The organism is Brevundimonas sp. NPDC055812, from assembly GCF_053616535.1.
Genome location: NZ_JBSHDX010000001.1, coordinates 481,862 through 507,903 on the forward strand (window position 1 = coordinate 481,862; position 26,042 = coordinate 507,903).

The following is a 26,042-nucleotide window of genomic DNA, read 5'->3' on the forward strand; positions in this document are numbered from 1 at the left end:
GCCGCGCCTGGGCGAAACGGCGCGTCCACAAGCGATGAGGAAGGTGAAGCTTCCGGGGGCCGCACCCGGCGTGATACGACAGCGGCATGAACCGCCCGAACCTGGATCGCTACATCGCCGGCTGGCGCGGCCCTGTCCTTGCGGCCCTGCTGGCCCTGATCGCCGGCCTGCCCGGCCTGCTGCTGCTGCCGCCGCTGGATCGGGACGAGAGCCGTTTCGCCCAGGCCACCGCTCAGATGCTGGAGGGCGGCGACTATGTCGACATCCGCTTCCAGGACGATCCGCGCTGGAAGAAGCCCATCGGCATCTACTGGATGCAGGCGGCGGCCGTGGCCGCGACCTCGGACGTCGAGGACCGCAACATCCAGCCCTATCGCCTGCCGTCGCTGCTGGGCGCCATGCTGGCGGCCTGGGCCGTGGCCTGGGCGGGCGCCGCCCTGTTCGGCCAGAGGGCGGGCTTCCTGGCCGGCGTCATGCTGGGCGCGACCTTCCTGTTGTCGACCGAGGCGGGCATCGCCAAGACCGACGCCATGCTGGCCGGCCTGACCACCCTATCGATGGCGGCGCTGGCGCGCATCTATATGGCGACGCGGGCGGGGGAAAAGGCGGACCGGCTGCACAAGCTGCTGTTCTGGGTCGGGATCGGCCTGTCCATCCTGATCAAGGGGCCGATCGGCCTGCTGGTCGTGGCCCTGACCATCATCGCCCTGTCGCTGTGGGACCGGAACATCCGGTGGCTGGGGCAGCTCGGCTGGGGCTGGGGTCTGCCGCTGGTGGCCCTGCTGGTCGGGCCGTGGGCCATCGCCATCACCATCGCCACCGACGGCGGATTCTGGCGCGAGGCCATCGGCGGGGATCTGGCGCCCAAGATCGCAGGCGCCCATGAAAGTCACGGCGGCTTCCCCGGCATGTATGTGCTGCTGTCGCCGCTGCTGCTGTTCCCCATCACCCTGATGCTGCCCGCCGCCCTGTCGACGGGCTGGCATCGCCGGGCCGAGCCCGCGATCCGCTTCGCCGTCTGCTGGCTGGTCCCAGCCTGGCTGATGTTCGAACTGGCGCCGACCAAGCTGTGGCACTACACCCTGCCGACCTTCGGGGCGATCGCCCTCCTGGCCGCCGCCGCCCTGACCCAGCCGATCGGCAAGATCTCGCGCGTGACCGGCGCCTTGCTGGGCCTGTTCGCCGCCGTGGTCATCTGCCTGATCACCGTCTACGGCCTGACCGAGTTCGGCCGCTCGACCGCCCAGACCTGGGCGACCGTCACCATCGTCTTCGCCGTCATGGCCGCCGCCGTGGGAGGCTTCCTACTGGTCAACCGCGCGGCGATTACCGGGGTGCTGATCGCCGTCGTCTTCGGCGTTCTGGCCCACACGGGCCTGGCCGGGACCATCCGGCAGTTGCGTCCCCTGTCGATCGCGCCGCGCCTGGTGCAGACGCTGGACTCGGCCGAGCTGAACCCCGCCCAGGGCCGTTATCCGGGGCCGGTGGCCATCACCACCTTCCATGAGCCCAGCTTCGTCTTCCTGACCGGCAAGGACACCCAGCTGACCGACGGCGCCGGCGCCGCCCGCGCCCTGGCCGAAGGCCGCCCCGCCATCGTCGAGGCCCGAGACGACGAAGCCTTCCGCCGCGCCCTGGCCGACCTGGGCGCCGCCGGGCGGGCCGTCGGCGTGGTCAGCGGCCACAACTACTCCTCGGGCGACGACGTGCGCCTGACCGTCTACGCCCCGGCCGGTCCCGGCCAAAGGAGCATCGCCCGATGAGCCGCTTCATCCAGATCGTCGAGGTCGGCCCGCGCGACGGCCTGCAGAACGAGAAGACGGTGCTGGAGCCGGCCGTCCGCGCCGACTTCGTCCAGCGGCTGGAGGCGGCGGGAGCCAGACGCATCGAGGCCGTCAGCTTCGTCCATCCCAAATACGTGCCCCAGATGGCGGGCGCCGAAGAGGTCATGACCGCCCTGCCCCGCACTGAGGGCCGCAGCCGCATCGGCCTTGTTTTGAACGGCAAGGGCTACGACCGCGCGCTGGGCACGGCGGTGGACGAGGTCAACGTCGCCATGTCCGCCACCGACGGCTTCGGCCTGAAGAACCAGGGCCTCAGCGTCGACCAGCAGGTGCAGATGCTGTCCGAGATCGTGGCGGGCCGCGCCAATGCCCCAAGCAGCATAGAGGGCGCGCCGGGCGCGACGCCCAGACTGTCGGCCACCCTGTCCTGCGTCTGGGGCTGCCCCTTCGACGGCGAGGTTTCGGTGCAGCAGGTCAGCGACCTGGTCGCCCGCATCGCGGCGCTTGGCGTCGAGGAGATCGCCCTGGCCGACACCATCGGCGTCGGCGATCCGTGGAGCGTGACGAAGAAGGTCGAGGCCGCCCGTCAGGCCGCGCCTGACGCCACGTTGCGCCTGCATTTCCACGACACCCGCAACACGGGCCTCGCCAACGCCTATGCGGGCGTCGAGGCGGGCGTGGACGTGCTGGACGCCTCGGTCGGCGGCATCGGCGGCTGCCCCTTCGCCCCCGGCGCCACCGGCAACATCGCCACCGAGGATCTGGTCTACATGCTGGAGCGCGCGGGTTATTCGACCGGCTACGACCTGGACGCCCTTATCGCTACGGCGCGCTGGATCGGCGGCCATATCGGCAAGCCCAACCCCAGCGCCCTCAGCCGCGCGGGCAGGTGGCCCAAATAGAAACGCCGCCGTCTCGGGAGACGGCGGCGTTTTTTCCAAACTCTCCCCGACCTTACAGGTTCAGCAGCGCCGGGTCGCCGCCCTGGGCGGCGATGTTGATGCTGATGGCCTTTTCGGCGGCGTAGCGGATCAGGCTGTTGGGGCCGCCGGCCTTGGGGCCGGTGCCGCTGAGGCCTTCGCCGCCGAAGGGCTGGACGCCGACCACCGCGCCGATGATCGAGCGGTTGACGTAGACGTTGCCCGCCGGAACCAGCTCCATCACTTCCTTGGCGAAGGCGTCGATGCGGCTATGGACGCCCAGCGTCAGGCCGAAGCCGCGCGCCGCCAGCTTGCCGGCGACCTTTTCCAGGTCCTTCGGCTCATAGCGGTAGACGTGAAGGATCGGGCCGAAGACTTCGCGTTCGAGGAAGTCCGGGGTCGGGATTTCGGCGATGACCGGGGCGAACAGGTCGCCCTTGTCGGCGCCGGCCGGCAGTTCGGCGCGGGCGATGATCTTGGCGTCCCTGGACAGACGTTCGACGTGGGCTTCCAGGTTGGCGCGGCTTTCGGCATCGATCACCGGGCCGATGTCGGTCTTGGCGTCGGTCGGGTCGCCCAGCACCTGGGCGGCCAGGGCGCCCTTCAGGCCTTCGATCAGGGCGTCGGCCGAATCCTTGGGCGCATAGAGGACGCGCAGGGCCGAGCAACGCTGCCCCGCCGAGCCGAAGGCCGACAGGATGACGTCGTCGATGATCTGTTCCTTCAGCGCCGTGGTGTCGACGAACATGCCGTTCAGGCCGCCCGTTTCAGCGATGAAGGGGATGATGGCGCCCGGACGCGCGGCCAGGCCGCGGTTGATAGCCGAAGCGGTGTCGGTGCCGCCGGTGAAGGCCACGCCGTCGACGCCCGGATGATTGGTCAGGGCCACGCCGACCGTCTCGCCGCGACCGGGGACCAGGGCCAGCAGGTCGGGGTTCAGGCCAGCCTTGTAATAGAGGCGCACGGCTTCGGCGGCGATCAGCGGCGTCTGCTCGGCGGGCTTGGCCACAACGGCGTTGCCGGCGGCGAGGGCGGCGGCGATCTGGCCGGTGAAGATAGCCAGGGGGAAGTTCCACGGGCTGATGCAGGCGAAGACGCCGCGGCCGTGCAGGACCAGTTCATTGGTCTCGCCGGTCGGGCCCTTCAGGGTCTGGCGGCCGCCGAAGTCGCGCTCGGCCAGCAGGGCGTAGTAGCGGCAGAAGTCGGCGGCCTCGCGCACCTCGGCCACGCCGTCGTTCAGCGTCTTGCCCGCTTCACGCGACAGCAGGGCGACCAGACGGTCCAGATCGGCCTCCAGCGCGTCGGCCATGGCGCGCAGGACGGGGGCGCGGCCCGCGCCGCCCAGACGGTCCCAGGCGACCTGGGCTTCGGCGGCGGCGCCCACGGCGGCGTCGACGTCCTCGGCCGAGGCTTCCGAAACATGACCCAGCACGCGGCTGCGGTCGTAGGGGTTGGTGACGTCCTGGGCGTTCACGCCGGCGCGCAGCTTGCCGCCGATGATCGGGCCGGCGGTCAGCTTCTCGCTGTCGACGCGCTCCAGAGCGGCCGCATGGCGCTCGCGGTCGGTCGCCTGCGAATAGTCGCGGCCGAGGGAGTTCTGGCGGTCACCGTAGATGTTCATGGGCACAGGGATCTTCGGATGGCGGTCGGGCAGGGCCTCGACCGAGGTGATGGGATCGGCGGCCACGTCGGCCGCAGGAACGCGCTCGTCCAGCAGGGCGTGGACGAAGGAGGAGTTGGCGCCGTTCTCAAGCAGGCGGCGCACCAGGTAGGGCAGCAGTTCTTCGTGGCCGCCGACGGGGGCGTAGGCGCGCACGACGACATCGCCCCACTCGACCTTGGCGCCGTCATACAGGGCCTCGCCCATGCCGTGCAGGCGCTGGAACTCGATGGTCACGCCGCGATCGGCGGCCATGCGGTGCACGGCGGCCAGGGTGTGGGCGTTGTGGGTGGCGAACTGCGAGAAGATGTAGGGCGAGGCCTCGATCAGCGCCTTGGCGCAGACCAGATAGTTCAGGTCGGTCGCGGGCTTGGTCGTGAAGACCGGATAGTCGGTGCGGCCGTTGACCTGGGCCAGCTTGATCTCGGTGTCCCAATAGGCGCCCTTGACCAGGCGCACCATCAGGCGACGGCCCGAGGACTTGGCCAGTTCGGCCAGCTTGGCCACCGTCTCGGTCGTGCGCTTCTGATAGGCCTGAACGGCCAGGCCGAGGCCCTGCCAGTCGCCCAGCGCCGGTTCGCGCGCCAGCCGCTCCAGCAGCTTCAGCGACAGGGCCAGACGGTCGGCCTCTTCGGCGTCGATGGTGTAGTTGATGTCGTATTTGGCGGCGATCAGCGCCAGACGCAGGATGCGGGGATAAAGCTCCTCCCACACCCGGTCTTCCTGCACCGCCTGATAGCGCGGCGACAGGGCCGACAGCTTGACCGAGACGCCGTGGCCGCGCTCGGGGCCTTCGCCCTTGGCGGTCTTGCCCACGGCCTCGATGGCGTCGGCGTAGATTTTTTCATAGCGTTCGGCGTCGGCGGCGGTGCGGGCGCCCTCGCCCAGCATGTCGAAGCTGCACAACCAGTTTTCGCGATCCGAGCGCTTCAGGGCCGCGTCGATGGTGCGGCCGACGACGAACTGCTCGCCCATGATCTTCACGGCGGTGGCGACGGCCTGGCGGATGACCGGCTCGCCCAGACGCCCGACCAGACGCTTGAGGAAGTTCGGCAGGTCGCTGCGCGCCTCATCGTCGACGTCGACCAGCTTGCCGGTCAGCATCAGGCCCCAGGTCGAGGCGTTGACGAACAGGCTGTCGGACTGGCCCATATGGCTGGCCCAGTCGGCCGAGCCGATCTTCTCGGCGATCAGGCGGTCGCGGGTGTCGGCGTCGGGCGTGCGCAGCAGGGCCTCGGCCAGGCACATCAGGGCCAGACCTTCGCGGGTGCCCAGGCTGAATTCCTGCAGGAAGCTTTCGACCACGCCCTGGCGCTTCTGACTCTTGCGGGCGCTTTCGACCAGGCCGATGGCGTCGTTCAGGACCGCCGCGCGACCGTCAGGCGTCAGGGGTTCAGCGGCCAGCAGTTCGGCCACCACCTCACGTTCGTCCCGGTACTTGTTCCGGTCCAGCTCATCCCAATGGCGAAGATCGGTCGGCGTCATGAAATCCATCCTGTGAATTTCCGCATATATGGCGACTACGCCCGAATGTGCATCGCATCATCGCGCCCTCAGCCGCATAGAATTCGGGAAAGCGCAAAATCTTCTGGGGAAAGCCTCATTCGAAGATGAGGTCCGGCTAAACGTGGCCGTTCGCGAAGAGGTGAACCCTGTTCGAACCCTGCTCTATCATGCCATCTCGCCTTCGTCATGAGGAGCGTCTAGAAGTTTCGCCTTCGCGAAACGGCTCAAGGCCCTATCGACTTCATGCGCATTGTTCTGGTCACCGACGCTTGGGAGCCTCAGGTCAACGGCGTCGTCCGCACCCTGACCCGCACCGTGGCTGAATGCCGCGCCATGGGCCATGAGGTGGAGGTCATCGAGCCCAGCCAGTTCAAGACCATCCCCTGCCCCACCTACCCCGAAATTCGCCTGGCCTTGGGCGCCGAGGAAGAGATTCGCGAGCGCCTGCGCGCCTTCGAGCCCGAAGCCGTCCACATCGCCACCGAAGGCCCGCTGGGCATCGCCACGCGGCGCATCTGCGTGGAGTGGAAGCTGCCGTTCACCACCAGCTATCACACCAAATTCCCGGAATACGTCTCGGCCCGTTTCCCGATCCCGGTGCAGGTCGGCTACGCCTACATGAAGTGGTTCCACAAGCCGTCGGGGCGGCTGATGGTGGCCACGCCGACCCTGCGTGACGAGCTGGTCGAGCACGGCTTCAAGAACGTCTCGCCTTGGACGCGCGGGGTGGACACCGAACTGTTCCGCCCCGACCTCGAGCCGATCTACAAGGAGATGGGCGGCGAGAACTGGCCCCGCCCCTTCTTCCTCAATGTCGGCCGGGTGGCGGTCGAGAAGAACATCGAGACCTTCCTCGAGCTGGACCTGCCGGGCACCAAGATCATCGTGGGCGACGGCCCGGCCCGCGCCGAGCTGGAAGAGAAATACCCCGAGGCGAAATTCCTCGGCGCCCGCTTCGGCGAGGATTTGGCCCGCTGTTTCGCCGACGCCGACGTCTTCGTCTTCCCCAGCTGGACCGACACCTTCGGCCTGGTGATCCTGGAGGCCATGGGCACGGGCACCCCGGTCGCCGCCTATCCGGCCCACGGCCCGATCGACATCATCCCCGGTTCTGGCGCGGGCTTCATCGACGAGGACCTGAAGACCGCCTGCCTGAAATGCCTGGAGCTCGACCGCAAGGACGTCCGCGCCTATGCGGAGAAGTTCAGCTGGCGGGCCTCAGCCGAGCAGTTCATCGAGAACCTGCAGCCTTATCCCGAGCCCGCGCGCGGCCGCTTCTGGCGCCGACTGCGCCGGGTGGCGCGGCTGAGACGCCGCGCGGCGGCCTGACCACGGGCCTCGCGAGAAAGCAAAAACGCCCCGGACGATGCCCGGGGCGTTTCGCATTCAGCCGCCTCAGTTCGGACGGGCCATCGAGGTCATGGCCGAGGCCTTGGCGCGTTCCGCCGTCAGCTCCTCGGCGACCAGCGGCACCAGGCCCCGGTCCTGCAGATAACCGCCGCGGCCGGCGGCGCCTTCGGACATGAACTCCTGGACGAACTGCTCCAGGCCCGGCGTCACGCCGATGTGGGCCTTCTTGACGTAGATGTAGAGGCTGCGGGCCAGGGGATAGGAGCCGTCGGCGATGGTGGCGACCGAAGGGGCCACGCCGTCGATGGTCTCGGCCTTCACCGTGTCCATGTTCTGCTCGAGGAAGGAGAAACCGAACACGCCCAGCGAACCCGGCGTGCGGGTCAGGGTCTGGACGATGGCGTTGTCGTTCTCGCCCGAGTCGATCCAGGCGCCGTCTTCGCGCAGGGTGTGGGCCACGGTCTCGAAGCGGGTCTTGTCCTGCGCCTCGATGGCGGCGACCGCTGGGATCAGCTTGGCGCCCGGCGCCATGCCCAGTTCGAGGAAGGCGTCGCGCGTGCCCGAGGTCGGCGGCGGGCCGTAGACCTGGATGCGGGTCGCCGGCAGGGCCTTGTTGACGTCGTTCCAGGTCTTGGCCGCGTTGGCGCCCAACTGGCCGTCGGCGCCCGGCGTTTCCTTGGCCAGGGCCTCGTAGAGGTCGTTCAGCTCGAGGTTGAAGCTCTGACCCGTGCGGGCGGTGGCGACGACGATGCCGTCATAACCGATCTTGATCTCGACAATGTCGGTGACGCCGTTCTCGACGCAGCGGTCGAACTCGCTCTGCTTCATCGGGCGCGAGGCGTTGGCGATATCCGGGGTCGAGGGACCGATGCCGGCGCAGAAGGCCTGGATGCCGCCGCCGGTGCCCAGGGATTCGACGCGGGGGGCCGAACCGCCGCCGCCGTTGCGGGCGAAGGTCTCAGCCACGCGGGTGGCGAAGGGGAAGACGGTCGAGGAGCCGGCGGCCCAGATGCCCGTCCGGGCCTTCTGCGAGCCGGGGGCGCCGCCCTCGTTGTCGCCGCAGGCCGCCAGGGCCAGCAGGGCGGCCGCGCAGGCCGTGAACTTCAGTGTACGGATCATGGCCGGACCTTCTCCAGTCGTCAGTGTGCGACGCTTAAAGCAGGAGAATGTGACGGTCCGGCCAGACCTTTGTGACAGTCAGGGCAAACCTGACTCGATGCGTCGTCAGAGCAGGCGTTTGCGCATGATCTGCGACAGGGTGTCGATCAGGGTCACGGCGATGACCACGATGATGACGATGGCGGACACGGCCTTGAAGTTGAAGGCGTTCATGCTGTCGAACAGCACCTGGCCGATGCCGCCCGCGCCGATCAGGCCCAGCACGGTGGCCGAGCGGCTGTTCGATTCGAAACGATAGAGGGCGAAGGAGGTCCACAGCGGGGCCACCTGGGGAATCACGCCCCAGACGATCTCGTGCAGCTTGGAGGCGCCGGTGGCGCGCACGCCCTCGACCGGCCCCTTGTCGATCGACTCGACCGCTTCGGAGAACAGCTTGGCCAGAACGCCGGCCGTATTCAGGGTGATGGCCAGGACGCCGGCCAGAGGCCCCAGGCCCACGGCGGTGACGAACAGCAGACCGATCACCAGGTCCGGCACCGAGCGCAGCAGGTTCATGATCCAGCGCACCGGGGTCACGACCCATTGGGGCGCCATGTTGCGGGCCGCCGCCAGGCCCAGCGGAATGCCGAACAGCACGGCCAGGAAGGTGCCCCACAGGGCGATCTGGATCGTCTCCCACATCTTGGCGACGAACATCCTCCAGTCGGAGAAGTCCGGCCGCAGCAGGTCGTGGACGAACATCTTCATGCTGTCGTTGCCCGAGAACAGGCGCGAGATGTTGCCCAGATCGACGGCGTTGACGCTGTACAGCAGGACGGCGATCACGCCGCCCCAGACCAGGACGTCCATCGCCCAGGAGACGGCGGACTTCTGCGGCGCGGCCGGAACCGGCGACGCCGAGGTCGGAAGGGGGGCCTCGGTCAAGGTTGGACCTCGCGCAGGCTGCGCAGGCGCTGAATTTCCGCCTCGGCGGCGGCGACGCCGGCCTTGTCGCCCTTGGCTTCGGCTTCGCCGCGCTTCTGGTCGGCGATCATCTCGCGGATCGGGTTGAGATAGGAATCGTCAGCCGGGGCGAACCGGGAATACTCCAGCCCCGCCAGCACCTTGCGCTGACGCTCGGCTTCAGGACCCTCGCCCTGGCCATAGGTCAGAAAGAAACCGCGGATCTTCTCCTTCAGGGCCGGGTCCAAATCCTGACGCACGACGATGCCGCTCTCGGGCACCGGCGGCGAGGTCCAGATCTCCTCGATCTGGTCGGCCAGCTGGGCGTTCTCTCGGCGCATGAAGACCAGGTTGACGCTGTTGGAGGTCGCCACGTCGATCACGCCGGTGGCCACGCCGAAGGCGTTGGCCTGGTGGTTGGCCGAACGCACCGTCTTGAAGCACTGGGCCGGGACGACGCCGCGCTCGTTGAACAGGAAGGTCATGGGCGCCAGGGTGCCCGAGGTCGACTGGGCGTCGCCGATGCCGAAGTTGTAGACCTTGCCGCAGGCCAGCACCTTGTCCAGCGTGATGCCCGAGCCCTTCTTGACGATCAGGGTCGACTGATAGGAGTCCAGCCCCTCACGGTTGACCGTGCGGGCGATGACCTCGGCGTTGGCGCGGTCGATGGCCTCGACTTCGGGCTTGGCGGAGAACCAGCCGACCTGGGTGTGGTTGCCGCGCATGGCCTCGACCAGCACGGTGTAGTTCGAGCCGAAATAGGGCTTCACCGGCACGCCGATCGCCTTGGACATGTCGTCCAGCAGCGGCTGCCAGAGCGGGCCGGCCGAGGCCTGGCCTTCCGCCGACAGGATGGAGAAGGTGATTTCGCTGGGGGCGGCGCCGGACTTGGCCTGTTCGCCCTGGCCGCAGCCGACGAGGCCCAGGGTGACGGCGATGGCGGCGGCGCCCAGCAGGCGGCGGGTGATGGCGGTGCGGGTCATGCCTTGGCTTCCCAGAACGCGTCCTCGTATTCGGGACCGTAGATTTCGATCAGGCGCTTGGTGTCCAGGCCCGTCGACGGACCATCATAGACCACCTTGCCCTTCTGCAGGGCGATGACGCGGTTGCAGTAGCGGATGGCGTAGTCGACCTGGTGCAGGGTGACGATCACGCCCATGCCGTCGCGCTTGTTCAGCTCGACCAGCAGCTCCATCACCTTGCGGGCCGACACGGGGTCGAGCGAGGCGACCGGCTCATCGGCCAGAATGGCCTTGGCGCCCTGGACGATGGCGCGGGCGATGGCGCCGCGCTGCTGCTGGCCGCCCGACAGGGTGTTGGCGCGCTGGGCGGCGTAGTCGGACACGCCGACGCGGTGCAGGGCCGCCATGGCCTTGGCCTTGTCCGCGCCCGGCCAGACGCCGAACAGGCCGCGCCACGACGGCAGACGCCCCAGGGCGCCCAGCATGACGTTGGAGAACAGGCTCAGCCGCCCCACCAGGTTGAACTGCTGGAAGATCATGCCCAGGCGGCTGCGTGCGCGGCGCACGGCGCCCGTGACGCGGCCGTTCTGCTGAACGACATCGCCGAAGACGGTGATGGTTCCGCCGGGATCGATGGGGTGAAGACCCGTGATCGAGCGCAGCAGGGTGGACTTGCCCGAACCGGACGGACCGATCAGGGCGACCATTTCACCGGCGCCGACCTCGACGGACACGCCGTCGAGCGCCTTTCTGGCCCCGTAGGTCTTCGAGACGTCGCGAACGGACGCGACGGCGGCTGTTGAAGAACTCATGAACCTATGGATGAGGTTGCGACAAAGGGGGCGCCGCATGACGCGAGATGGGCGCAAGGGCAAGTCTTAATGGCATGTCTGCGTCGATTTCGTCCAGTGCGGCGCAGATTCTGCGGAACGGCCCAGCGCCGTCCCCATGCAACCCCGCCATGAAATTTCCGCTTTACATGACAGCCCAATATCCCCATATCGCGCGTTCCGGCGGACCCCGTAGGTCCTAACTTGCGCCGCTAACGCCGGGTCTGGGTTAACAATCATCAGGGGGTTACGTGAGTTGCACACGTACCAGCTTCCCCTGGACCTGGTCCGTCAGCGGTCCCCGGAGCGTCCGGTCGCACTCGTGCGTCCCCGCTCCGTTGCCGTAGCGGCGCAGTGGTTCCAGGATAATCTGAAAGCCGACGTCTTCTATGCGGTGAAGGCGAACCCTTCGCGCTGGGTCATCGAGACCCTGGTCGAGAACGGCGTCAACGCCTTCGACGTCGCGTCCCTGGCCGAGATCGAACTGGTTCGGTCGGTCAGCCCGAACGCGCGTCTGGCCTTCATGCACCCAGTCAAGAGCCGCGGCGCGATCCGTGCGGCCTACGCCGACCACGGCGTACGCACCTTCGTGCTCGACAGCCATGACGAACTGAACAAGATCCTCGAGGCCACCGGCCACGCCGAGGATCTGAACCTGATCGTGCGCATGGGCGTGTCGGCCGACGGCGCCGCCTATTCCCTGTCGGGCAAGTTCGGCGTCACCCCGGATCAGGCCCCCGCCCTGCTGCTGGCCGCGCGCCATGCGGTCAAGGACGGCCTGATGGGCGTGTCGTTCCACGTCGGTTCGCAGTGCATGCGCCCCTCGGCCTATGAGGCGGCGATGACCCAGGTCGGCCGCGCCATCAAGAAGGCGGGCGTCTTCGTCGACATCGTCGATGTCGGCGGCGGCTTCCCGTCGGTCTATCCGGGCATGGTCCCGCCGGACCTGAGCGAATACGCCGACGCCATCCATCGCGGCTTCAACGAGATGCCGGTGTCGGAAACGACCGAGCTGTGGTGCGAGCCCGGCCGGGCGCTGGTGGCGGAATCGTCGTCGGTGCTGTGCCGCGTGGACCTGCGCAAGGGCGACGCCCTGTATCTGAACGACGGGTCGTACGGCTCGCTGTTCGACGCCACCCACTCGCGCTGGCCCTTCCCGACCAAGCTGGTCCGGGACGGCGACGCTGCGTCGGAGCTGAAGCCCTTCCGCTTCTATGGCCCGACCTGCGACAGCATCGACCACATGCCCGGTCCGTTCTGGCTGCCCGCCGATGTCCAGGAAGGCGATTTCATCGAGATTGGCATGCTGGGCGCCTATGGCGTGGCCATGACCACGGGCTTCAACGGCTATGGCGAGCATGAGATCGCCGTGGTCGAGGACGCCCCCATGGGTTCGATGTACGGCCTGGCGCCGCGCTCCATCCCGACCGTGCGCACCACGGCCGAGGAGAACGCCCGCAAGGTCGTCCGCCTGTCGCGCCCCAAGGGCAAGGCCGGCCAGCGCAAGCGCAAGCGCTGATCCACCGCATCACGCCTTGAACTGAAAAATGTCTTAAGGCTTTGATACAAGCAGCGGCCCGTCGCTCCGTCCGGGCCGCTGTTCCTTATTGACGACGGGCGCTCAAACCAAAGGGAAACCCGAGAGATGAACGCACCGGTTCGTTCCAACGCCAAGGCAGAGCTGTTGGCCACCACTGTCGAGCACATCGACATCACCAGCTTCGACGCGCGCCCGATCATCGATTCCATGCGCAAGATGTCCTTCAGCTCGCGCGACACCGCCCGCGCGGCCGACATCTTCAACATGGCCCTGGAAGACGAGGCCTGCTCGCCGTGGCTGATCCTGGCCGGTTCGACCTCGGCCGGCGGCTGCATGGACGTCTACCGCGACATGGTGAAGTTCGGCATGGTCGACGCCGTGGTCGCCACCGGCGCCTCCATCGTCGACATGGATTTCTTCGAGGCCCTTGGCTACAAGCACTATCAGGCCGCCGGCGAGGTGGACGACAACATCCTGCGCTCGCACTACATCGACCGCATCTACGACACCTACATCGACGAAGAAGAACTGCAGGCCTGCGACCACGCGATCTATGAGATCGCCAGCCGCCTGGAGCCGCGCGGCTATTCCTCGCGCGAGTTCATCTGGGAGATGGGCAAGTGGCTGTCGGAAGGCAACGCCAAGAAGCCCGGCTCGCTGATCCAGACCGCCTATGAAGAAGGCGCGCCGATCTTCTGCCCGGCCTTCGTCGACTCCTCGGCCGGTTTCGGCCTGGTCAAGCACCAGAAGGAGCGCATGGCCGAGGGCAAGCCCTATATGATGATCGACGCGGTCGCGGACTTCCGCGAACTGACCGACATCAAGATCGCGGCGGGCGTCACCGGCCTGTTCATGGTCGGCGGCGGCGTGCCGAAGAACTTCGCCCAGGACACCGTCGTCTGCGCCGAGATCCTCGGCGTCGACGCCGACATGCACCGCTACGCCGTGCAGATCACGGTCGCCGACGTGCGCGACGGCGCCTGCTCGTCCTCGACGCTTCAGGAAGCCGCCTCGTGGGGCAAGGTCCAGACCACCTACGAACAGATGGTCTACGCCGAAGCCACAACCGTCGTGCCGCTGATCGGGTCGGACGCCTATCACCGCGGCGCCTGGAAGAAGCGTCAGCCGCGCCGCTGGAACAAGCTGTTCGTCAAGTAAGACGATCGGTAAGGAAGACCAAGGGGGCCGGCGGAGAGATCCGCCGGCCCTTTTCCTTTGGCGCGCGCGGCCTGCGCGATTGGGAACCTCCGGACGGCCGGTCCGCTTGTCTTGCACGAGCAAGGAGACCATCCATGACCGATCCCGCCGCCGAGAACGAAGACGCCCGTGAGGCCGCCGCCATGGGCGAGAAACCCGACCTGGGCCATGTCGAAGACGCCTTGAAGAAGGCCCTGCAAGGCACCGATTCCGGCTCGGACACCCGCGCCGGCTCGCTGCGGGGCGGATCGGCGTCCGGCTCGGAGATCGACCCGGATCAGGACGCCATCAACGCCGACATCGCGCGTCAGGGGCGTGAGATGTCCGACCCGCCCGCCCGCCCGGCCGGCGGACCGGAGCAGGCGCGCAAGTCCACGGGCCAGCCCGGCGATGATGTGGACGCCCCTACCGGTTGAACCGCCTTGCTGCCGCCGCACGGATAGGCCACGGTGCAGATAGTCGCATAGGATTAAGGACGTAGGCTGAATGAAGCGTAGCGTGGCAACCGTCGTCTTGGCGCTCAGCGTCGGCCTGGCGGCGTGCGATGACCGCAGTCAGGCCGCGCCCGAAGGCGAATCGCCGTCGATCGCCGCCGCCGAGCCGGCCGAAACCGCCGCGCCTGCGGCAGCTCCGACGCCGTCGACGCCTGAGGCGCCGGGCGCCGCCATCGACGGCGCGCCGACCTTCGCCGCCCTCTATCCCGGCGCCCAGACCGACGGGGCGCCCCTCATGGCGTCGGGCCCCGAAGGTCCGGGCGGCATCATCACCTTCACCACCGACGCCACGCCCGATGCGGTGATCGACTTCTATCGTCAGCGCGCCGAGAAGGCGGGCCTGTCTCCGATCATGGCCATGAACCAGGGCGAGGCCCGCGCCTACGGCGCCTCCGCCCGCGCCGAGAAGGGCGCCAGCCTTCAGGTCGTGGCCGCGCCGGGCGAAGGCGGCCTGACCTCGGTGCAACTGAGCTGGAACAGCGGCGCGTGATCCGCCGCCCGGCGTTGGCGACGACTGCGGCGGCGGCGCTTCTGCTGTGCGCCTGCGCCGGCACCCCGGCGGCTCTGCGTCCCGAAGCGGCGCGGGTCGCCGCCGCGCCGCCGGGCTACCTCGACGCTGCAGAGGTGGAGGCGCTGGCCGCCGCCGCGCCCCCGCCGCCCGCGCCCAGCTCCGCCGTCGATCAGTCCGACAAGGATCGTTCGACGCGCATGGCGACGCTGGAGAACACCGACCGCTGGCTGCTGGCCACGGCCCATGCCGAACTGCGCCCGCCCCTGGCGCTGCAGCATTTCAACTGCGTCCTGGGCGTGCGGCTGGAGCCGCAGCAGACGCCTGAGCTGACCCGTCTCATGCAGCGGCTGTTTCACGACGCCGATGCGGCGGCGGAAACGGTCAAAGCGCGCGCCTTCCGCGCCCGACCGGTGGGCGACGATCCGTCCCGTCAGGCCTGCCAGCGCCTGACCGAGGCCGGTCGGCGCAGCGCCTCCTATCCGTCCGGCAGCTCGACGGTCGCCGTCGTCTATGGCGAAGCCTTCGCCGCCCTGGCCCCCGACCGCGCGGCCGAGATTCGCCGCATAGCCCATGAGATCGGCCAGAGCCGGCTGGTGTGCGGCATGCACTATCCCAGCGACGTCGCCGCCGGCGAGGATCTGGGGCGCGTCGTCTACGCCCGCGCCGCTGATCAGCCGGAATTCGCAACCGACCTGGCCGCCGCCCGCGCCGAACTGGCGGCTCTGCGGGCGCAAGGCGCCGGGGCGCCCGGCTGCGCGTCCGAGGCCCTGGCGCTGGCCACGCCCCTGCCCTGATGGCGATGCTGCTGGCGGGAATGATCCTGGCCGGCGGCCTCCAGACCTGGTCCCTGCCTGCCGCCCGTCCCTGCTCCGCCTCGGAACTGGGCGAGCTGACGGCCGAGACCACGGCGCCTTATCGCCTGACCTGTCGCGCGGTTCTGACGTCAGGACAGACGGTCGTGCGCCCCGTGTTGATCGAAGGCGCCGAAGCCTCGGGCGCAGGGCTGGACTGCGCGGGGGGCGCCGTCGGCCGCCCCGGCGCCGCCGTCACCACCCGCTCGCCGACCATCGCCGTCTGGTCGCGCCGCCTCGCCGCCGACCGTTGGAGCCGCCCGACCGACGTGCGGCTGTCGCACTGCCTGATCCGCGGTTCGGTGCGAATCTGGGGCATGGGGGCGGACGGGAGCTATGACGACCTGCGCGCCTCGTCCCGCACGGCCGAACATACGACCGCCGCCCAAGCCGCCGCGCCCAGCCACATCATCCTCGAACAGGTGACCGTTCGCGGCACGGGCTCCATCCCCCTCTATGTCGGTCCCGGCGTCACGCGGGTGAGCCTGACCCGCTCGACCCTGGAGGGGCGCAGCGTCGCCACCGCCCTCTATCTGGACGCTGAAAGCGCCGACAATCGGATTGAGGACAACCTCTTTCGCACGCGCACCGGGCGGGAGATGATCGCCGTCGACGGCTCGGCGCGAAACCGGATCACGGGCAACCGCTTCGAACTGGGCGGGCGTCCCGGCGTCCTTCTCTATCGCAACTGCGGCGAGCGCGGCGTCATCCGCCACCAGACGCCTTCCCACAATGTCATCACCGACAATGTCTTCACGGGCGCCGCCCGCCTGCGCCCGCGCCTGGTGGTCGAGAACGCCCGACAGGGCCGCCGTCCCTACTGCGGCGCCGACAGGGGCTACCCCTGGGGCAGCAGCGCCGATGATCGGGACGGCGCATCAGAGAACGTCGTTAGTCTTAATTTCGGAAAATGAGCGTAATTTTTGCCTACTTTTCCGAATATACTTCAAATAATGGTAATTTTTTCCGATCTGTGCCATTATTGACGCAATTCTGACTTGTCTGTGGCAACCCTCGCCGTAATGTCTCCGCCGCAGGCCACACGGTCCTGCACGTGCCGCGAGCCGTCGGTTCAGCCCTCGCCGTAAGAGGGCGGGCCACGGCTTGTTTTGTTCAGGAGAGGGTCTCTTTGAAAAAGAGAATTATCCGCGAGTCCTTGCTCGCCTCGACCATCATCGGGGGCGCCGCCCTCAGCTTCATGGCCGCCACGCCGGCTTTCGCCCAATCGGCCGAAGAAGAAGTTTCCGAAGTCAGCTCTATCGTCGTCACCGGCTCGCGCATCCGCCAGCCGGGTTATGAGGCCGCCAGCCCCATCGCCTCGGTAAGCTCGGAAGACATCGCCCTGTCGCAGCCGGTCGCCATCGAGGAATTGGTCAAGGACCTGCCCGCCGCTGTGCCGGCCGTCGGTTCGGCCACCAACAACGGCTCGGGGGGCGGCGCGACGATCAACCTGCGCGGCCTGGGCACCAACCGCACTCTGGTGCTGATCAACGGCCGCCGCGTGGTGCCGTTCAACCTGTCCGGCGTGGTCGACACCAACACCATCCCGGTCGCTCTGGTCGAACGTATCGACACCGTCACCGGCGGCGCCTCGGCGGTTTACGGCGCTGACGCCGTGGCCGGCGTGGTCAACTTCATCCTGAAGAACAATTTCGAAGGCGTGGAGTTCTCCTCCTCCTACGGCTTCTCGGGCGAAGACGACGCGGTTCGCCGCAAGTTCGACCTGACTGTCGGCGGCAACTTCGCCGAGGATCGCGGCAACGCCGTCGTCAGTTTCGGCTACACCAAGACCGATCCGCTCTATCAGGACCGTCGCCCATGGGGCACCGTCGCGCGCTCCTCGACGACCGGCGCGCCGCTGGGTTCGGGCACCTCGGTCCCCGGTCGTTTCGGTGTGACGCCATTCCAGGTGAAGGATGCTGACGGCAACGTCATTCCCGAACTGAGCGGCACGCCGCTGCCGTCTGGAGCTGAACTGGACCCGACGACGGGCGCTCTGATCGGTTCGAACCACCCGAACTACAATTCGGCCGGCTACAACTACAACCCGTACAACCTGTATCAGACGCCGCTGAGCCGCTATCAGATCAACGCTCTGGGCAGCTTCAAGATCAACCCAGCGGCTGAAGTCTATAGCCACCTGAGCTATGTCCAGAGCGACGTCTCGCTGGACAACGCCTCCAGCGGCACCTTCGGCAACGTCTACAGCGTGCCGATCGGCAACCCCTTCATTCCCGACGCCATGCGCCAGCAGCTGTGCGACGCCTTGATGATCGGCGCCAACAAGTGCGTGTCGGGTCCGGGCGGCGACACCATGATGGACCTGACCATCAATCGTCGCTTCACCGAAATGGGCACCCGTCCGGTGGACATCGAGAACAAGACGGTCCAACTGCTGGCCGGTGTTCGGGGCGACTTCAACCCGGACTGGAACTACGATGCCTATATCTCGCACGGCGAAACCCAGCAGCTGACGACCCGTCGCAACTGGGGCTCCCTGTCCAAGCTGAAGAACGCCCTGAACACGGTTTCGGCTGATCAGTGCCTGGTCCCCGGCGCCGATCCGGCGACGGGCGGCATCGCGGGCTGCGTGCCGATCAACGTCTTCGGCCCCGAAGGCTCGATCACCCAGGAGATGATCGACTACATCAACCTGTCGTCGATGAGCAAAGTCACGATCAAGCAGGACGTGGCCTCGGGCTCGATCTCCGGCGTTCTGCCCGAACGCCTGAGCAGCCCCTGGAGCGAACGTCCGATCGCCATCGCCTTCGGCGCGGAATGGCGCCGGTCCAGCGCCGCCACGCGCGGCGACGAGGCCGCCCAGACCAACGGCGAAGTTCTGGGCACCGGCGCGCCGGTTCCGGATCGCGAAGGTCAGTTCGAAATGCGCGAAGCCTTCGCCGAACTGGCGATCCCGCTGATCGAGAACCTGCCGTTCATCCACAGCCTGAACCTGGAAGCCGGCTACCGCCAGACTGAGTTCAAGGCCGCCGGCGTCACCTCACACTACGGCAGCTACAAGCTGGGCGGCGACTGGTCGCCGATCGAGGATGTCCGCATCCGCGCCATGTATCAGCGCGCCACCCGCGCTCCGAACATCGGCGAACTGTTCAATCCCCAGGTTACTGGCCTGAACAACCGCGCCGAGGACCCCTGTCAGCAAGGCCTCATCAACCCGGCCGACGCCAATAAGGCCGGCACCCTGAGCAATCTGTGCCGCCTGACCGGCGTGCCGGACGGCAACATCGGGAATGTGGCTCCGCCGAACTCCGGCCAGGTCAACGTCCTGACCGGCGGCAACCCCAACCTGGGACCGGAAGAGGCCGACACCTGGACCATCGGCGCCGTCTGGCAACCGGCCTTCGTGCCGAGCCTGCGCCTGAGCGTGGACTACTATGACATCAAGGTCGACAAGACCGTCGGCAGCCCCAGCGTCGACGATATCCTGAACGGCTGCTACAGCACCACGCTGAACCCGAACCTCGAGTTCAACGACTTCTGTAAGCTGATCGGCCGGAACACCAAGAACGGTTCGCTGAATGGGGTGGAATCGAAGGGCGTGACCCTTCTGTCGTCCAACCTGGGCAACGATCGCGTCTCGGGCTTCGACCTGGCCGGCAACTATCGTGTCGAACTGGCCGACTTCGGCTGGGGCGACATCGGTCGCGTCGATCTGAGCGTCAACGGCAACATCGTCACCCGCTTTGAAAGCCAGGCGGATCCGAACTCGGTCCTGCGCGACTGCGTGGGCTACTATTCGGTGTCGTGCGGCGAGCCCAAGGTCAAGCAACGCTGGAGCTCTCGCGCCACCTGGTCGATGGGCGATTACAGCGCCTCGCTGCAATGGCGTCACCTGTCGGGCGTCGAAGTCGAGCCGAGCAACACCAAGTGGTTCCCGGACTACGCCCAGATCGATAGCTACGACTACTTCGACCTGAGCGGCCGCTGGGACATCACCCAGACGGTTCGTCTGACGGCGACGATCAACAACCTGTTCGACAAGGCTCCGCCGATGGTCGGTTCGCAGATCGGCAGCACGTCAGCGAACAACGGGAACACCTTCCCGCAGACCTACGACGCGATCGGCCGCTACTTCACCTTCGGCGCCACGCTGAAGTTCTGATAGCGTTCAACGCATGAAATGAGAGAGGCGGAAGACCCCGGTCTTCCGCCTCTTTTCTTTTTGGATCCAGTTTTCCGTTAGAGCCGGGTCAGGCCGGGCGGCCTGTCGCCAGGGCGCCGTACAGATCCGTCCGACGATCGCGGAAGAAGCCCCAGGCCGCGCGGTGACGGTCCAGGAAGTCCAGGTCGAAGGTGTGGACCAGCACCCCTTCCTCCCGGTCCAGACTCTCGACCAGGTCGCCGCGATGATCGGCGATGAAGGAGTGGCCGTAGTAGGTCTGGCCCGCCTCGGTCACCTGCTCGTGGCCGATGCGGTTGGCGCCGACGACCGGCACGACGTTCGATACGGCATGGCCCTGCATGGCGCGCCGCCACGGGGCGGCGGTGTCCAGGGTATCGTCATGCGGCTCGGTACCGATGGCGGTCGGGTACAGCAGCACCTCGGCCCCCTGCAGCATCATCGCCCGCGCCGTTTCGGGGTACCACTGGTCCCAGCAGATGCCGACGCCGATACGGCCGAAGCGCGTGTCCCAGACCTTGAAGCCGGTGTCGCCGGGGCGGAAGTAGTACTTCTCCTGATAGCCGGGGCCATCGGGGATGTGGCTCTTGCGATAGACGCCCATCAGCTCGCCGTCGGCGTCGATCATCACCAGGCTGTTGAAGTAGTGCGGCCCCTCGCGCTCGAAAATCGAGACGGGCAGGACCACGCCCAGTTCCCTGGCCACCGGCTGGAGCTGGGTGACGGCCGGATGCTCGCGCCAGGGATAGGCGGCGCCGAACCATTTCTCTTCCTGCGAGACGCAGAAATACGGCCCCTGGAACAGCTCCGGCGCCAGGATGACCTGGGCGCCCTTGGCAGCCGCCTCCCGGATGAAGCCGATGGTCTTGTCGATGTTCGCCTGCATGTCCTCGCCGTAGGCGGTCTGGATGGCGGCGACGGTGATCTGACGGGTCATCAGGCGGGCTCCTGCTGGCTGATGCAGTGGAACGAGCCGCCACCCGACAGGATGGCGGTCGACGGCAGGGGGATGATCTCGCGATCGGTGAAGACGGTCGCCAGGGCCTCGCAGGCCAGGCGGGCGGCCATGTCGTTGCCATAGGTCGGCACGACGACGGCGCCGTCTGCAATCAGGAAGTTCATATGGCTGGCCGGAACCGGCCGCTCGTCCTCGTCCAGCACCAGACCCGGCGAAGGGATGCGCAGCACCTGGATCGGGCGGCCGGCGGCGTCGGTCATGACGGACAGGACCTGGGCCGTCTCATCATAGACGTCGGCGTTGGGGTCCTTGGGGCCGAAGCCGATCGGACAGGCGACCACGCCCGGCGCGACGAAGCGGGCCAGGTTGTCGACGTGGCCGTCGGTGTGGTCGTTCAGCAGGCCGTCGCCCAGCCACAGCACCTTCGTGGCGCCCAGAGCCTGCGCAAAGGCGGCTTCGGCCGCCTCTTGCGTCCAGCCGGTGTTGCGGTTGCGGTTCAGCACGCACTGGCGCGTGGTCAACACCGTGCCCTCGCCGTCATGATCGACGGCGCCGCCTTCCAGGATGAAGTCGTGACGGGTCAGGGCGACACCCGTCTGTTCGCCGATCTGGTCGGCGACCTCGTCGTCATGCGGCAGGTCGTACTTGCCGCCCCAGCCGTTGAAGACGAAGGCCTGGGCCGAGGCCGAGCCGGCGCCGAAGATCGGCCCGGTGTCGCGCAGCCAGATATCGCCGAAGCGTCCGGCCACAACCGTCACCCCCGCCACGTCGGCGAAGCGCGCCTGGGCGTCGGCCAGGGCTTCGTCATTGCCGACCATCAGCTTGACCTGCTCCCGGCCGGGGCCAGCGAGGGCGCGCACCAGGGCCTCGACCTCGGCCTGCGCCGGTTCGAGGTTGTCCTCCCACAGATCGGCGTGACTGGGCCAACCGACCCACATCGCGCGATGCGGCGTCCATTCGGCAGGAATAGGCAGGGTCATGGGCGAAGTCATGGGGCGAAAACGTCCACATAAAGGGATGAAGCACGAAGGGGGCGAGATAGGCCCTGACGCCCCTGGGTTCAATGGCGGCAAGGAGGAGTTCGCCCTAAGCCAAAAGAAGAAAGGGCGGCCCGTCGCCGGACCGCCCTTCCCTTTCTTTATGCTGGTGATCCCAGCTACGTCTTAGAAGGCGTAGGTCAGGGTCGCCTGCATGGTGCGCGGCGCGCCGCGGTAGGCGTAGGTGCTGCGCGACGCGTTGTAGGCGCCCGAGATCGAGCCGAAGTAGTTCTCGTCGAACAGGTTGACGATGCGCAGGGCCAGGCTGGAGTTCTTGTAGCCGAAGTAGCCCAGGTCGAACTTGGCGTCGGCGTTCACGACCGTATAGGCCTCGGTGTACAGGTCGTTCTCGTCGGTCACCCAACGCTCGCCCGTGTACTTGACCTGAGCCCCGACTTGCAGCGGACCGGTTTCGTACTGAATGCGACCACCGAAGGTCCAATCCGGGGTTTCCGTCAGCGACTTGCCGCCCGTCTTGATGACCGTCGTGCCATCCAGATAGTCGTTGGCGATTTCAGAGTCCGTGTACGAAGCCGTGGCGTACAGCGACAGACCTTCAATCGGCGACCAGCCGATTTGCGAGTCGAAGCCGTACAGGTCGACGTCACCCACGTTCGAGTCGAACGACACGCCCAGATCCTGGTCGTAACGCGAAACGATGCGGTTATCGAACTTGGTGTACCACACGTTGGCCGAGGCCATCAGGACGCCCGTCTGGTAGCGATAGCCGAAGTCGTAGGTCGTGGTCTTTTCCGGTTCGGTGATCGGCGAAGTGATGTCGCCGTTCGCGTCGAAGAAGACGGTGTACAGGTTGTCGGTGCGCGGCAGGGTCAGCGACTGGGCGAACGAGCCGTAGACCCACTGGTTGCCGCTGAAGTTCCAGCTGACGTTGATGTTCGGCAGGATGTCGTCGAACTTCACTTCACGCGAATAGGGCGCGATGTAGCTCTGCGTGCGAGTGCCGAGCTTGTAGGTGCCGTCGGCTTGCTTGACGGCATTCTCGGTCGAGCAGACCACCGAGCTGCTCTTGGACTGCGAATAGCAGTTCTGGTTCATCTCGCGCTTGAAGAACGGCGCACGGACGCCGACGTTGACGCGCAGGGTGTCGTCCAGGAAGCGGCCGGCGTACTCGACGGCGAACTGGTTCAGGATGGCGTAGGACAGGCGGTCACGCGTCCGCAGCTCGTAGCCGTCCTGGTTGACGATGCGGTGATCCTTGTCGTGCAGGCCCGCGAAGGGATCGAAGAAGTGCGGGTTGGTCGGATCCGAGAAGTCGACCCGGCCGTAGAGACCGGTCTGACGGTGACGTGCGTCGTCCAGGGTATAGGCGGCGCGCAGGGTCTGCGTGTCCGACATCCGCCAGATCAGCGACGAGCTGATGCCGTAGCGCTGAGTGTGGGTGTTGTTGGTGGCGTGGACGCGCACGCTATCCAGGGTATCGCCGTCGCCGTTCAGGTCGACGCCGCCCGTGCCCGATGAGCCGAGAAGCGCACGATCGGTTTCCGACAGGACGAACTGGCCCGAACCGCCGGTCGCCAGGGTGTACTGGAAGGACGGATCGAAGGTGAAGATCAGGCCTTCACGCAGGGTGAAGCGCGACTGAGCGCGGATGTTGCCGGTGTCCGACGGGTTCTGGCGCAGCGCCCAGTAACGGTTGGAGTTGCCGTCGATATCGGCCTCGCCGTTACGATAGGTCGGCGCCGTGTAATCGGTGTCGAAATCGCTGTCCCAGGTCACGCCGTCGGCCAGGCTGGCCGAACCGTCAGCGTTGCGCTTCAGCTGCAGGTCCGCATAGTTGTTGTTGCGGTTGCGGTTCCAGTGACCCGCCAGAGAGACAAAGTCGCCGTTGTCGCGGATCGGCTGGTAGACCTTGAAGTTGTACTGGGTCTTGTTCAGGTCGCCCAGTCCCTTGAACTTGTCGTACGACTGGTCCGAATAGGCCAGCCAGGCGCGCGTGCCCCACGGGCCGATTTCACCGGTGTTCACCAGGGCGAAAACGCGACGGAAGTCGTCATCGCCCAGCGATCCCTTGATCTGACCGCCGAATTCCGTCGTCGGCGCGATCGAGCTGAGGTTGATGGTGCCGCCCGAGGCCGAGGCCGTCGGGGAGTCGACGTCAGTCGTGCCGGTGTTGACCGAAGCCGTGCCGATCAGTTCCGAGTCCAACTGCTGGTTGGTGTACAGCGAGTAGTTGCCCGAGTCGTTCATCGGCATGCCGTCGAAGGTCTGCGAAATGCGCGGGCCGTCGAAGCCGTGCAGACGGATATTGCCGCCCGACGAGCCATAGGCGTCGTTGTTGGTGAAGCTCATGCCCGGAACCAGGTTCAGAACTTCGTTGATGGTCTGACCGGCGGCTTGGGTCTCGATGAACTCCTGAGTGATGCTCGAGCGCGACTTGCCGACGGTTTCAGCCACCATGGCGCCGTCGATGGTGCGCGGACCGCGACGGCCCGTGACCACGACCTGCTCGACTTCAACGGCGGCCGTGCCGGTCGATTGAGCCGAAGCGGTCTCTGCCATGAAGAAGCTGCTCATCAGGGCGGTGCTTGCCCAGAACAGCTGTTTGCGGATGGTCATCTGTCTGTATCCCCAGAGATGGAGGCGGAATGCCATGCAAGCCGGCCCATATGCGGCCGCTCGATGTCGGGGGCTTAAGCGCGCTCTGGGAAGCTCGGGCGACAACTGGATGACAGAATGATGACAGCGCCAAAGGGTGGCTTGAGAGCCACACCCGGAAACAGCCGTTCGGCGACCTAGGCCAGCCGAGTCTCCAAGGCGTCGGCCACGCGCTCGGCGGTGTCGATCATGGCGCGCGGCTCATGATAGTTGCCGTTGATCTGGGTGCGATTGATCACATAGGCGCGGAATGCCGCGAAAAGCTTGAGATCCGCCGGCTTCGGGGCCCGCCAGAAACCGTCCAGCGACTGTTGATCCGCCAGCCCTTCGAAATCGAAGAAGGCCTGCCCCAGCACCTTGACCGGCGTGCCGAAGCCCAGAGCCGACAGGGCGGCGCTGGAATTGTTGACCACCATACCCCGCGAAGCGCGGCAGAGCTGAGCCAGATTGCCGCCGTCGATGAAGTCGACGCGGTCCTGCAGACCGCGCGCCTCGGCCATCCGACGCGTCTCGCGCGCGAGGTTGATGATGCCCGGATCAAGCGGATGATTCTTGACCACGAGGCGGCTGCCTGCCGGCGCGCTGGCGGCGAAGCTGTCCATCACCTGCGCCAGGAAGGACAGATTGTCGTGAATGTCGGAATAGCGCAGCAGTTGGGCGTCGCCGTCGCGCTGCAGGCAGGCGATGAAGAAGGGCCCCTTGGCCTTCAGACGCCCGGCGTCGCTGGCGCCTCGGGGGCGCAGGCCCAGCTCAAGGTAGCGGCGCACGTGACCCAGGCACTGACGCCAGGGCGAGGCCGAATAGTGATGGCGGTACTGGGGAAACAGCAGCCGCCCCAGCGGCTGAACCGCATGATAGAGACTGATGTTGATGACGTGATGCGGCAGGATTCTGCCGACAGGTCGGGACACCGGCAATTCCGGCGGCGGCGGCGGATAACCTGCAGCCGAGCGCGGCAGGGCGCTGGAACCGTTGACGCCGTTGCGCTCCAAGGTGATCCAGTCCGGCCGGAAATACCCATTCTCGAGCACCCAGACACGCGCTTTCAAGCGATCCGCCTGGCTGAGCACGCCCTGATTGTAGGGGCCGCCTTCTCCGAACACGATAATGTCGGTGAAATCGGCGGCGAGGGCGGACAGCTGTTCAGGCCAGAGCTCCGCCTTCTCGCGGAACGCGAGACCGCCGGAACGCCCCCAGTTCAACACGTCGCCCGCATTGAACAACATGCGTCGCACCTTGCCGCCGCGCATCTCAATGGCGCGCGCCAGCACGCGTCCGAAACGGCCGAAGGGCGCGGACACGATAAGAAAGCGACGGCCCGTCAGATCCACTGAGATCTTAAGACTTAGCTCGGACTGGTCGGGGTCAAAGGGCGCGAGCAAACGCTGATATCTCTCGAAAGCAGGCCCTATTAATAGCCAGGTCGCCGTCTTGGCAAGGCGAAACGGGGACCACCTTTGGGCCTAAGCTATTGAATCAAGGCCGCCGAACCCGACGGAGCTCGGCGGCCTTGACCCTTCATCAACACAGCCTTCGGGGGCCGATCGAGACCGGCCCCCTCAGGGCTTAGAAGTTGATGTCGACGGTGGCGCGACGGTTCAGCGGCTCGCGCACGCCGTCGGCG

General features: G+C 67.0%; 19 protein-coding genes. 10 read left to right on the plus strand and 9 right to left on the minus strand.

Going from position 1 to position 26,042, the window contains the following annotated elements:
* The first annotated feature begins 86 nt into the window (after window positions 1-86).
* Both ACWGL1_RS02285 and ACWGL1_RS02290 read left to right on the plus strand, forming a co-directional pair.
* Window positions 87-1,763, plus strand: a complete 1,677-nt coding sequence (locus tag ACWGL1_RS02285; protein ID WP_452111061.1) for a phospholipid carrier-dependent glycosyltransferase — start codon at window positions 87-89, stop codon at window positions 1,761-1,763.
* A complete protein-coding gene (locus tag ACWGL1_RS02290; RefSeq protein WP_452111062.1) occupies window positions 1,760-2,686 on the plus strand; it encodes a hydroxymethylglutaryl-CoA lyase in 927 nt (308 codons plus the stop codon). The genes ACWGL1_RS02285 and ACWGL1_RS02290 overlap by 4 nt, the downstream gene beginning before the upstream one ends.
* 52 nt (window positions 2,687-2,738) lie before the next feature.
* On the opposite strand, the gene putA is transcribed toward ACWGL1_RS02290, so the two are convergent.
* On the minus strand, window positions 2,739-5,849 hold the full coding sequence (gene putA / locus ACWGL1_RS02295; protein ID WP_452111063.1) for a bifunctional proline dehydrogenase/L-glutamate gamma-semialdehyde dehydrogenase PutA: 3,111 nt from the start codon (window positions 5,847-5,849) through the stop codon (window positions 2,739-2,741).
* A 264-nt stretch (window positions 5,850-6,113) separates the two neighbouring features.
* Here putA and ACWGL1_RS02300 point away from each other — a divergent pair, with 264 nt between their 5' ends.
* Window positions 6,114-7,199 carry a glycosyltransferase family 4 protein gene (locus tag ACWGL1_RS02300; protein ID WP_313417432.1) on the plus strand — a complete coding sequence of 362 codons (1,086 nt, stop codon included), beginning with the start codon at window positions 6,114-6,116 and terminating at the stop codon, window positions 7,197-7,199.
* Window positions 7,200-7,265: 66 nt separating this feature from the next.
* Here ACWGL1_RS02300 and ACWGL1_RS02305 read toward each other — a convergent pair whose 3' ends face one another.
* From ACWGL1_RS02305 to phnC, 4 genes are all read right to left on the minus strand, one after another.
* Window positions 7,266-8,339: a substrate-binding domain-containing protein gene (locus tag ACWGL1_RS02305; RefSeq protein ID WP_452111064.1), complete on the minus strand. Its 1,074-nt coding sequence runs from the start codon at window positions 8,337-8,339 to the stop codon at window positions 7,266-7,268.
* A 105-nt stretch (window positions 8,340-8,444) separates the two neighbouring features.
* A complete protein-coding gene (gene phnE, locus ACWGL1_RS02310) occupies window positions 8,445-9,188 on the minus strand; it encodes a phosphonate ABC transporter, permease protein PhnE (protein WP_291783384.1) in 744 nt (247 codons plus the stop codon).
* Window positions 9,189-9,259: 71 nt separating this feature from the next.
* Complete coding sequence (gene phnD, locus ACWGL1_RS02315; protein ID WP_452111065.1) at window positions 9,260-10,264, minus strand: phosphate/phosphite/phosphonate ABC transporter substrate-binding protein; 1,005 nt, start codon at window positions 10,262-10,264, stop codon at window positions 9,260-9,262.
* Window positions 10,261-11,055 (minus strand): phosphonate ABC transporter ATP-binding protein, encoded by a 795-nt coding sequence (phnC, locus tag ACWGL1_RS02320; protein ID WP_291783344.1) that lies wholly within the window; start codon window positions 11,053-11,055, stop codon window positions 10,261-10,263. Before phnC ends, phnD begins: the two co-directional genes overlap by 4 nt.
* 274 nt (window positions 11,056-11,329) lie before the next feature.
* On the opposite strand from phnC, the gene ACWGL1_RS02325 reads away from it, so the two are divergent.
* The 7 genes from ACWGL1_RS02325 to ACWGL1_RS02355 all read left to right on the plus strand — a co-directional run bounded on the left by ACWGL1_RS02325 (window position 11,330) and on the right by ACWGL1_RS02355 (window position 19,789).
* On the plus strand, window positions 11,330-12,592 hold the full coding sequence (locus ACWGL1_RS02325) for a type III PLP-dependent enzyme (protein WP_343829851.1): 1,263 nt from the start codon (window positions 11,330-11,332) through the stop codon (window positions 12,590-12,592).
* Window positions 12,593-12,718: 126 nt separating this feature from the next.
* Complete coding sequence (locus tag ACWGL1_RS02330) at window positions 12,719-13,771, plus strand: 1,9-bis(guanidino)-5-aza-nonane synthase (RefSeq protein ID WP_291783350.1); 1,053 nt, start codon at window positions 12,719-12,721, stop codon at window positions 13,769-13,771.
* Window positions 13,772-13,905: 134 nt separating this feature from the next.
* Entirely contained in the window at window positions 13,906-14,226 is a 321-nt protein-coding gene (locus ACWGL1_RS02335; protein ID WP_291783352.1) for a ribonuclease, read from the plus strand.
* A gap of 70 nt (window positions 14,227-14,296) precedes the next feature.
* On the plus strand, window positions 14,297-14,794 hold the full coding sequence (locus ACWGL1_RS02340) for a hypothetical protein (protein WP_338576960.1): 498 nt from the start codon (window positions 14,297-14,299) through the stop codon (window positions 14,792-14,794).
* Window positions 14,791-15,609, plus strand: a complete 819-nt coding sequence (locus ACWGL1_RS02345; RefSeq protein ID WP_452111066.1) for a phosphatase PAP2 family protein — start codon at window positions 14,791-14,793, stop codon at window positions 15,607-15,609. The genes ACWGL1_RS02340 and ACWGL1_RS02345 overlap by 4 nt, the downstream gene beginning before the upstream one ends.
* Window positions 15,609-16,580, plus strand: a complete 972-nt coding sequence (locus tag ACWGL1_RS02350; protein WP_452111067.1) for a right-handed parallel beta-helix repeat-containing protein — start codon at window positions 15,609-15,611, stop codon at window positions 16,578-16,580. Before ACWGL1_RS02345 ends, ACWGL1_RS02350 begins: the two co-directional genes overlap by 1 nt.
* Before the next feature lie 215 nt (window positions 16,581-16,795).
* Entirely contained in the window at window positions 16,796-19,789 is a 2,994-nt protein-coding gene (locus ACWGL1_RS02355) for a TonB-dependent receptor domain-containing protein (RefSeq protein ID WP_452111068.1), read from the plus strand.
* A gap of 88 nt (window positions 19,790-19,877) precedes the next feature.
* Here the strand turns inward: ACWGL1_RS02355 and aguB are convergent, their stop codons facing one another.
* The 4 genes from aguB to ACWGL1_RS02375 all read right to left on the minus strand — a co-directional run bounded on the left by aguB (window position 19,878) and on the right by ACWGL1_RS02375 (window position 25,719).
* Window positions 19,878-20,744: an N-carbamoylputrescine amidase gene (gene aguB / locus ACWGL1_RS02360; RefSeq protein ID WP_291783370.1), complete on the minus strand. Its 867-nt coding sequence runs from the start codon at window positions 20,742-20,744 to the stop codon at window positions 19,878-19,880.
* Window positions 20,744-21,745 (minus strand): agmatine deiminase family protein, encoded by a 1,002-nt coding sequence (locus ACWGL1_RS02365; RefSeq protein ID WP_338576972.1) that lies wholly within the window; start codon window positions 21,743-21,745, stop codon window positions 20,744-20,746. Before ACWGL1_RS02365 ends, aguB begins: the two co-directional genes overlap by 1 nt.
* A 183-nt stretch (window positions 21,746-21,928) precedes the next feature.
* Window positions 21,929-24,379 (minus strand): TonB-dependent receptor, encoded by a 2,451-nt coding sequence (locus ACWGL1_RS02370; protein ID WP_452111069.1) that lies wholly within the window; start codon window positions 24,377-24,379, stop codon window positions 21,929-21,931.
* Between the two features lie 176 nt (window positions 24,380-24,555).
* Window positions 24,556-25,719, minus strand: a complete 1,164-nt coding sequence (locus tag ACWGL1_RS02375; protein ID WP_452111070.1) for a capsular polysaccharide export protein, LipB/KpsS family — start codon at window positions 25,717-25,719, stop codon at window positions 24,556-24,558.
* Window positions 25,720-26,042: the final 323 nt, after the last annotated feature.